Annotated in this window: 6 protein-coding genes; 1 reads left to right on the top strand and 5 read right to left on the bottom strand. The window is 33.1% G+C overall.

The features are described from left to right. Positions 1-115: 115 nt before the first annotated feature. Entirely contained in the window at positions 116-862 is a 747-nt protein-coding gene (locus tag JCM21738_RS20400; RefSeq protein WP_023613830.1) for a GNAT family N-acetyltransferase, read from the bottom strand. 72 nt (positions 863-934) lie between these two features. Continuing rightward, complete coding sequence (locus JCM21738_RS20395) at positions 935-2,146, bottom strand: MFS transporter (RefSeq protein WP_023613829.1); 1,212 nt, start codon at positions 2,144-2,146, stop codon at positions 935-937. A gap of 532 nt (positions 2,147-2,678) precedes the next feature. Here JCM21738_RS20395 and JCM21738_RS20390 point away from each other — a divergent pair. Next, positions 2,679-3,518: a tyrosine-type recombinase/integrase gene (locus JCM21738_RS20390; protein ID WP_023613828.1), complete on the top strand. Its 840-nt coding sequence runs from the start codon at positions 2,679-2,681 to the stop codon at positions 3,516-3,518. A 199-nt stretch (positions 3,519-3,717) separates the two neighbouring features. Here JCM21738_RS20390 and JCM21738_RS20385 read toward each other — a convergent pair whose 3' ends face one another. From JCM21738_RS20385 to JCM21738_RS20375, 3 genes are all read right to left on the bottom strand, one after another. Continuing rightward, positions 3,718-4,665, bottom strand: a complete 948-nt coding sequence (locus tag JCM21738_RS20385; RefSeq protein WP_159101443.1) for a TniQ family protein — start codon at positions 4,663-4,665, stop codon at positions 3,718-3,720. Positions 4,666-5,385: 720 nt separating this feature from the next. Further along, positions 5,386-6,369 (bottom strand): TniB family NTP-binding protein, encoded by a 984-nt coding sequence (locus JCM21738_RS20380; RefSeq protein ID WP_023613826.1) that lies wholly within the window; start codon positions 6,367-6,369, stop codon positions 5,386-5,388. A gap of 11 nt (positions 6,370-6,380) precedes the next feature. Continuing rightward, positions 6,381-7,110 (bottom strand): Mu transposase C-terminal domain-containing protein (locus JCM21738_RS20375; protein WP_035210068.1); only part of this gene is annotated, 730 nt, incomplete at its 5' end.

Here is a 7,110-nt window from a genome sequence, read left to right as displayed (position 1 = left end):
GGTTGAATGTTTCATCTTTCTTAAGCTATCCTGCTTCTACAGCTTAATAAGGAATTCAACAAAAAAGTACATTAACCCTCCCTGGTCAACTTTCCCCTTTACTCTTCACAAATTTTTAGTTTTCCCTTTTGAAAACCTTATTTCGTTCTATAACTGTACATCCGTTATTCTGGAATGTTTTAAGCATTGGAAGGTTGTTGTGACCAGTGCAGCCAATATAATGGGTGGCCATAAAGTCATTTTTTAATATTTCTAATGCTTGTTGATGAAGAAGTTTGCTTATTCCCTTCCCTCTTTCGCTTGGAATGATTCCAAAATAAAAAATCCTTCCTTCTTCTGAAGTCCCGGGTTCTATATGGGGCATAATTACTCCGATTGGATTTCCCTTATCATAAGCAATAATACAAGATTTCTTATAGTTGGGGCCTAATTCCAACTCTACACTTCGCATTTGTTCGTCAACATTTAGCGAAGAAGGTGCATTTAATGATCCTTTCATAGATTCCTCCCAAACCCTTTTAAACTCTGCTAACGAAAGTTCGTGTAAATCCTTTAGTAAGAACCCGTTTTTAACCTTAGATGAATCATCTAACACCTTGTGAACAGTAACATTTTCATCATGTAACTTAAACCCATTTTCTATTAAAAGAAAGTCTACTTCTTTGTTAAATTTACTATTAACCAGTATATTTACATTTTTACAGTTCTTTATAAATGACTGTCCCATCAGATATGTTATAAGTTCGATTAGCTCTTGATCCGCCAGACTTTTTGTATCTTCTATAGTTACAAAGTTTTCTCCTTTTACAATTTTTATTCTTGCCAATAAATTAGAATTGCTTTGTGATTTCTTTACCTCCATAATTTCAGCCCCTTAAAGCACAAATATAAAAGCATGGGACACAGATGATCCGCAGTCCCACTCTATCATTCATTATTCAAATTCGATTATATTCCTAACAAACAAGTGCTTACTTTTATAAACAATTAAACTGACAACTGCAAGCAGTATTCCTGAGATCATAAACACGATTCTTATTCCCAGTAAATCTGCTAACAGTCCCATAACAAGAGAACCAACGCCAAAGATTCCCGTACCGATAGCTCCTAACGATGTATAAACCGTTGATAAATGTTCTTTTGCAACGCTGGTTTGTATCACTGTTTGTTGAGGTATGCCTTTAATTTGTCCAAAAATCCCTGCACAGAGCGACAATAGGAGTGCAACGAGTGGTATGCTGTTTATGCTAAATAATAATGTTACTAAGGAGCTTAGGATTGAACCTATAAATATAAAGGTCCCCAATTTCTTTTCAATGATTGAAGAATAGTTAATACAATAAACACTTCCTAAGATCAATCCCAAAAAGTAGGCACCATTGATAAATCCCCACCACTGTCCACCAATGTTTAGAGCATCGTTAACGAACACAAGGAGTATGGCTGCTATCCAAACCGTTCCTGCCATTGTCTCAAATAGGTCCAGCCAAGCGATTTTTCTTAATACTGGAGTGTTAGATAAAGTTACCCATCCCTCTGTAATCTGTTCAAATTTCCCTTTTGCCTCAGTTCTATTATCAGCTACATTTTCTAAAAGACTGAGCAAGATGCTTGCTACGATAAACAAACCTCCTGCTAACCAGACCAGTTGCTGTGAGCTCATAATAATTAAGAATAAACTCCCTATGAACCACATCACTGCTTGTATGATCTGTGTAACAGTCTCTGCTAGTCCATTGGCTTTAATTAATTGACTAGGATTAACATAGTATGGAATTAATGTCTGTCTTATTGGATTTGCACATCCATCTAGTAAAGCAATCAATCCTATGATTAAGAAAATCAAATAATAATTTGATGCTGTAACTCCAACTAACATAAACCCCAGAATAAAAAGCAGAATAGTCTTTCCGATTTGCAATCCAGCCATTAACCATTTAAGATTTACTTTCCCCACCAAAAGTGGTGTTAACAGACTAGATATAAACATGGAAGAAGTAATTGTAAATGGTACAAATGAAGAAGTGGTTGCCGAGCCTGTTAATACAAAAATCGTACTAATGATACTGACCATATATAATACATCGCCAATATTAGCGAGTGATTGACCCAACAGTAATAAAGAAAAGTTTTTATTCAAGTTCATTTTATGTCCCCCAATTTCTGAAATGAATATTGTCTTAAATAGGGGATTTTAAATTGGATTGTTCATTAAATATTTACTCCTTACATATATCTGATAAATCTGGGGGACTAGATTTATCACAAGATTTGTTTGTATCATCATTTTATATGAACTTCAGGCATAATTAAGACTCTTAATAACATTGTATTTGTAAACCATAAACTGCACATTTATGATTTAATTAACCTGCTTCTTACAACACCAGTTTGAGTTGAGAGATCTGTCTGGGAACTATTCACTAATATCCAACTCCGAAGCCTGGGTCTGAAATTATAAATGCTATATACAATAAGACAAGTGTAATAATTGTTAGTAATGTTAATTTGTACTTTTCCATATCGATTTCAACACCTCCAATAAATTAGCTTATTAGAAGACTTAGTTTAAATAACCAAGTTTGTTAGATATTTTATAATTTCTCTTCACCAAGTCTAAATTTCTATAAAACTGGCAAGAATACCTTCTAGTATCCTAATTAATGGGAGGGATTTGTTTGTTACTATCAACTGCTTGGAAATCCTATGAAGCAGATAAACGTATTGAAGGGTTCTCTTCCTATACCTTAAAAGCATATGGTATTCAGGCAAAGCTGCTCATAAGTTATTTTAAGGACCCAATTATTGATACCTTCAATACAGAAGGATTGAAGAAATATCTCGTTACTCAAGGCAAGGACTTAAAACCCTCGAGTATGGCTCACAGAATTCGGTTTATGAAGTCATTGTTTCGTTGGTGTCACGAGGAAGGCCTTTTAACCATTAATCCAGCTGCAAAGATCAAGGAACCTAAAGTCGGCAAAAGAATCCCAAAGTTTCTATCAGAAAGGGAGATCGAACTTTTACGTGAAGCCTGTCTTAGTCCTATGGAAAAGGCCCTATTCGAATTTATGTTTTCTACTGGCTGCAGAATCGGAGAAATCGCTGCACTTAATCGCAATTGCATTAATTGGTCTAACCGCTCTGCCATCGTCAGGGGAAAGGGTGACAAGGAACGTGAAGTGTATTTTAATATTCGGGCAGAAATATGGCTTAAGCGATACATTGATTGCCGCCTGGATAAAGATCCGGCCATTTTTGTAACGGAGAGACAGCCACACAGGATGAGTATTGCACAGATGAGGTATTATATTAAGAAAATCTCAGCGCGTGCAGGCATAGATAAAAAAATTCATCCTCACCAACTCAGACACAGCTACGCTACTCACTTGTTGAATAATGGAGCACCAGTTGAAGTTATCCAAAGCCTTTTGGGCCACGAGAAAAGTGAAACCACTCGAATATATGCTCAATTAAGTGGAAGACTGAGACAGGAGTTCTACCAGAAATACTTCTAACAAAGCTAAGAAGCAACGCAAATGCGTTGCTTCTGTACTCTTGCACCCCTTCGTTGAAAATTATCACAATTTCCCCTGATAAATGGTCTTACGTGGCCATAGAAAAAATCTGAATTTTAATTTGCATTTTTTAGCTTGTTTAAATAACCCAACACCGTGAAAAAAGGCATACTGTGACTTCTAGGTGAAAGTGAATTTTTCACATCAGGCATTTAAGATAATCTAAATATCTTTCCCTTAAAATCTGAACGTGTTGATATCTGATTTTATTTAAACCTTTAAAATAATAATTATAATCTTCCAAAACATCGTCCCTTTGATTTTTATTATTAATACTCATTTTATTTTGATACTTATCATTAAAATAATAATTACAATTAATTGGCCAGTTTTGAAAAAAATGTAAAGGGTCCTTTAATAATTCATGTAATTCGGTCAGGTTTGTTTTTATGCTAAATGAGAATTTATTAGTAAAAAAAATACGAGATACTATTATTAAAGAATCAACAATTTCATCAAGGTTAGTATTATACAAAGGATTTCCTTTATTTTCGTAAGCCTTAAAACCACAAGAATGAATGATGAGTTTTGTTATCTCAAAATCAAGATTTGATATATTTCTCTTTCCTTTGTATTTTGTTAAATCAAAACCACAATTGCATATACTAATCGATTTTCGCGAGTAATCTAAATACTTCTTACAAAAAGGACATTTCTCCATTAAAAAACAAGAATGTTCTACACATACAGAGACAAATTTAATATCCCAATATTTTTTTATGAATCCATACTCCTTAATGCACTCTACACAAATTCTATTCCGGGAACTAAAATATGGACTCCTACTGTTTGTCATATATTTAAACATTAAATCAACAGAATACTTAGAAAATCCTTTAAAGGGTAATAACATTGCATACAATTTTTCTTTATTTGTATGTAAATATCCACTTAATATTTCCAAGGAGGTTTTGTTAAGATCTAAACTGTAAGGATTGAATTCTAATCGTTGTGTTGATTCATTCCCAAGTTTATAAATCCAGGAGGGTTTATCGTAAAAATTCAGAGAAGTTAACCTTAAGATATATCCACCAAAACTTTCATCTAAATATGGCTCGGGACAAAGCAATAATCTGTTCAGAAACAATCCCCCCTTAATTGTTAATTTCCCCCTACCCAGATTTATTTTTCTTATTCTAAAAGCGTTGAATTATTTTACATTTTTTAGTGATTTCGAGAAATTACACCTCTAAATTAAAATTCATTTAAAAAAGTCGAGGTTAACCTTCTCTATTGGAACGAGTTAGAAAAAACAAAGCATCCATTCCAAAAAATAACGAAATTCATTCCGGAAATTTAAAGTTGTGTTCCGGAAAAATGTGAAAATCATTCCATATAATAATGAACCTATTCCGGAAGTTTAAGCAAAATTACATTAATATAATTTTTCAAAATTATTTGGAATCCCTCCTTGTAATATTAGGACTTTTTGTATTTTTTTAATCATAATTTATTGGAAAAGTGAGTTGTGTTCTTTATTGCATTAAAGTTTTTTTCATATTTTATTGGAAAAACCCAAGATGTCTTCAAGATGCTTTAATGTAATATACAAGTATTCTTTTGAGTAAATGGTTATGAAGTCTTCTGAACAGGAGCTTTCCCTACCAAAAAGATTGTTTATAGGATATTAATGCGAGGATTTATAATTAGACTTCTTTACACAAAGAAATGACTCCAAAAAATGGGTCACTTAATTGTTAAAGTCATTTTATTAATAATTTTTGTAATTTGCATTTTAGCAATTGGCTAAAATTAAAGCTTCCTCTACCAATTCCTTCAAAAAAACTTGCAAATTTAACGCTTGTGATTAAGAGGCATTACCCGTTTTATTTTTATTTAGTCTCCCCTCAATAGCAAAAGCATCCCCAATATTAAAATTCTCTTCTTTAAAGGGATTTGAAATATTAGGCCTCTTGGATATTTTCAGCTTATTAAAAGCAGTATAAAGGTGATTTTGATCTATAATATCATTACCACTTTTAGCTGCAATAACTGTTGCCTCTTGCAATATTTTATTTACATAATAAGGATTACCATTTGATACATAGAAAAACTTTTCTGCCAGGTTAATATCCGCTAAGTTAGCACGATGAGGAAAGGGAAGCTGCTCATCTATAGTATTAAGAAATATACGGAATTCCAATTGTTCATCTTGAGTAGAAAACTTAAATCCCTTCATCTCTTTTTTCTCTGTAAACCTTCGATCAAGCTGTTCATTATGGTCAAATATAATTTTTGATTCCGTCATTCCAGCAAGAATTATAGGAATATTTGCATCTTCAGAGAACTTTTTTACCCAATCTGAAGCTCTATTGAGTACATGCCTAGTTTCTCTGTCAATTAAATGTTGAAATTCGTCAATAATGACCATTTCAACTTCACACATTGTAACAAAATGTAAAATCCTTTCGGTCTGATTCGATTCAGTTCCTTTGTCATAATTAGGGTCTTTCATTGCCAAAAGCATACTAGAAGCAACTGATTTTGGCGTAGCACCTACAGGTACTCTAAAATATAAGATTGGGATTTTTGTTTGCCCATCAACTAAACGGCGAGGAAACATACTTGCGTATTCCTTCAAAACGGTTGATTTACCTACCCCTGTGCCACCATAAAGGTACAAGTTATCCGCCTGTACAGAACCATTGGACAAGAGATGGATTTCTTCGATTGTATCCCGGATATACTTATATCTAGGATGTTCAACAACAATTTTCTTTACATGTTCTTTTCTGTTCCTGATCTCATTTATATCGGCTGGAAAGCCGTTTAGGTATTTAAAATTTGTCATTATTGTATTACCTACCCTTTTTTATAATTTACATTGTATGTTGGCAACTCATCAACCTCTGGGTAAACTATAATTTCCTTAGTTTCAAAAGACGTACTTTCTTCCTTTGTTTCCGTCTTGGTATTACCGTTTTTCTTTCCCTTACTCTTTTTTGAATTAGACCTTTCTTTTTTTAATATCTTAATTTCTTCATTTTCTGGTACATCATTATCTTCTGAGCCAATTGCTATTCCTACGTAATCAGAGGCTTTTTTTCTTTCTTTATCCATGTTTTTTTTATAGCTGTTCACCTCTTTCTTACTATCTTGTTCCAATTGTTCAACATTTCGTCTCACCTCTGCCCTTAATGTTGGATCCACTTTATTTTTGTTATGGTTATATGTTTTAGATATTATTTCAAGTCTTATAAACGGAACAGGTCTTTCAATATCTATTTCTTTTCTTTTCATTCCTGTTTGTTGAGCAGCAATGTATTTATTGTTTTTTCTATCGTATACATATACCTCTCGCATGTCAGAAGTATCAAATCTTATGCGAACCTCTCTACTTAGATTGTTCTTTTCTAATTCATTTTTTAATTCAATTAATTCTCTACTGTAATAAAACTCATTTTCAACTTGAACTCCTTTTGGTTGAATAGTTCTGACAACCGATCCTTCCATCAGGAGTAACTTTAAATCTTTGACACTCCTAGGTATCATCAGTGAAAGGTGCTCGTTTTCTTTAATTCCTTTGTTGTCC

Source organism: Mesobacillus boroniphilus JCM 21738, from assembly GCF_000517385.1.
GTDB classification, from domain to species: Bacteria; Bacillota; Bacilli; order Bacillales; family Cytobacillaceae; genus Mesobacillus; species Mesobacillus boroniphilus.
This window is presented reverse-complemented; position numbering and strand designations above follow the sequence as displayed.